General features: G+C 44.2%; 1 protein-coding gene. It reads right to left on the bottom strand.

Annotation, left to right across the window (positions count from 1 at the left end; translation table 11 throughout):
* Window positions 1-14: 14 nt before the first annotated feature.
* On the bottom strand, window positions 15-2,525 hold the full coding sequence (locus tag F6J94_RS32415; protein WP_293047775.1) for a response regulator: 2,511 nt from the start codon (window positions 2,523-2,525) through the stop codon (window positions 15-17).
* Between the last annotated feature and the right edge of the window lie 440 nt (window positions 2,526-2,965).

Below are 2,965 nucleotides of genomic sequence, written 5' to 3'. Positions count from 1 at the left end.
CGACTCAAAAATTACTATTGACTGATGTTTCCAACTAGGGATTGAGCTGGGAATACACAATCTTGACCAGTGGCTTTGCCTCGCTCAATAGCCTCATCAGCGGCTCGATAGAGGCTTTCGATGTCTGTGCCATCCTCAGGGTACTCTGCCACCCCAGCACTAAATGTTACCTGCACTAGCTCACAGTTATCAAATTCTTCACTAACAGTCTCCAAAATTTCTTGGAGCCTTCTGACCCCAGCCTGTCGATTGAGACCATACATCCCGATGAAGAACTCCTTACCTCCCCAGCGGGCAACTATATCCTCGCTGCGAAACTTTTGCCGCAAGATTTGTCCTAACCGCTTAAGCATTCTATCTCCCATCACATGACCATATTGCTCATTCACCTGTTTTAAGTTGTTTAAATCCAATAAGGCATAGCAAAGAGGTTGATGGTAGCGTTGGGATAAACGCAGTAATCGATTAAATTCTATGGTAGATTGACGACGATTAGCCACACCAGTTAATTGGTCAGTTTCTCCTAAACTACGGAGCAGTTTGGTACGCTCTAGACGATGGAAAACACGGGTGACTAACTCGGATTTCGTTATCGGTTTAAAGATATAGTCATCAGCTCCAGCTTCATAAATGCGGTGAATTGTTTCAGAGTCTTGGTGTTCACAAAGCAATAGGATAGGTAATCCATGCCAGATCCGATCAATGCGCACAACTTGGCACAGTTCAATCCCATTGAATTGGGGCATGTCTAAATCCAAGATCAGTAGATCAGGTCCTGTCGCTTCGAGCTGTTCCCAAAATTGATCGGGTTCTTCTAAGGTAGTAATCTGCACTCCTAAAGGTTGTAGGAAGTGTCGTATACTTTCGAGCACTAGGGGATCATCGTCTACTGCCAGGACTTTGGCGGTGGAAGGTCTAGCTTGATTTAAGACATCTTCAACGGTTTCTAGTAACTGTATTGGGGTAACGGGTTTGGATAAAAACGCCCGTCCTCCCTGACGAGCAACCTCAACGCGATCGCTAAACCGATTTTGCTGTGTAGAAACGATTACTGGGATTTGAGGGTATTGGTTCTGGAAATATTTTAGGAGTGCCATTCCGACCTCTGGATCATTGGGAAACATCAACTCCAGTAGAACAACATCAGGTACTTCTTGATCCATGACAAATCTGGCTTCCCTGGGATCTAGGACAACTTTTACTTGCATATCCCAATTTACTGCTTCTCTTTCCAACTGTTGTGTCAGTTGCACCTCTCCATCGATAACTAAAATCAAGGGAAGCTTTTTTGGGAATTGCTCGGGTGCCAGGGGTTCTGATCTACCATCCTTGGTTAGTTCAGACTCTTTTAAGACAGTAATGGTTGGATTATCTTCCAACTCACTAATGACATCACCAGAGAATGCTGATGGAGGTTGCTGGAGTTCTTCAGACAGAAGTGCTACCAAAGATGCCAGATTTTGAATATTAGTTGGGGAGGTTAGCTGCTGTAATTGAGGACTAGGCAATTCTATTTGGTTGTCATAGTTCCTGCGTCTTGACCGATATCTAAGTTTACCGGAGTTCCTTGTCTTGGTTATACTGACGAACTGTAGCCAGTACTCAATAGTTTGGGCTAGCCGTGATCCTTCCACTAAGCCAAACTTATCTAAAGCTCTAACCAGCTTGTGGACTTGCTGCTGGGCTTGTTTTCGCAGCTCCTCAGTAAGATGTCCGGCTTCGAGAGCATTAACCGCCTGTTCTACAGTGGCAAACTGACGCCACATGGTTCCTTTAGAAAGCTCCCAAGGCTGATTGAACCTGGTTGGGGTTGGTTTGATTTTCTTTCTCTTGCTCCTCGGTAAGCTCTTGAGGCGATAGCCCATACCATAGACAGTTTCAATCATATCATCAGCTTCAACACTCTTGAGCTTGCGCCTTAACCCCTTAACATGTGCCCTAACTGTTTCTGGTGAAGGAGGGTCTTCAAATGACCACAGATGTCCGAGAATGAAACTCTGACTAAATACTCGGCGCGGATGGCTCAAGAATAGTTCTAGAAGACCGTATTCCTTTGGTGAGAGATGGAGCAGTTGACCTTTATAAGTTACTTCACAGGTACTCGGGTCTAGGCAGACATCACCCCATTCCAGTAGCCTTAATCCAGAAACACTGTGGTGACGCAGTAATGTCCTAATCCGAGTCAAAAGATCCTTGGCTGTAAAGGGTTTAACAATATAATCATCAGCTTCAGCATTAAGCTTGACTTGCTCAGCAGTAGCTGCTTGAGAAAGCAACAGCAAAATCCCTCTATCGTAGCTTGCCTTCCGTAGTCGCTTACACAAGCTGATACCATCACACAAGCTGATACCATCGATCTTGGGGAAATCCACTTCCAGCACAATCAGGTCATAGGTAAAGGCTTGAGCATACTCCCAACCCTCTTCCCCATCTCCAGCAATATTTACAATATAATTCTGCTCTCTCAACACTTTACTCAAGGTTAGAGCTAGAGCATTGTCATCCTCTACCAGCAAAAGTCTCATGAACAATCCTGCTGTAAGCCTAGTCCTTTACAAATTTTGGATAAACACAGAACACTCAAAAATATACCTCTTTTGACAGATGCTATATGTAATTTCTTGATATGCGTTCATCACTATTTGGGTTTTACCATTAGTAACGGCTAGTTGCACTGGATCATCTCAAAATTATGTAAAGAGTGTGTAAAGATTGTGTCAAATTGAGAAGTGATTCTTCCCTCTCTTGGTGGGCTTTCACGCTTAGCTTTCAAAAAGCGCGAGGTCGCACCCCATCTTTGATCGCAACGCGCGGATCAGCTGCTTTACCACTCCTTTAGTCAATAACTCACCGCTAAGTCTTTTCAGACTATAGCGGGAGCTTGTTAAAAGCTCATAATTGACCAGTCTAAGTTCTCAGAGAACTACGTTATTTTTGAGTGTTCAAGTTCCTACCTGGGGATGCG

It is taken from the genome of Moorena sp. SIO1F2 (assembly GCF_010672755.1).
In the GTDB taxonomy this organism is placed as follows: Bacteria; Cyanobacteriota; Cyanobacteriia; order Cyanobacteriales; family Coleofasciculaceae; genus Moorena.
Note: the sequence above shows the minus strand (reverse complement) of the source record. Positions and strands in the feature narration are given on the sequence as shown.

Coding starts and splice junctions, on each gene's coding strand:
- F6J94_RS32415 (WP_293047775.1), bottom strand. CDS start 2,525: ATGAGACTTTTGCTGGTAGAGGATGACAATGCTCTAGCTCTAACCTTG.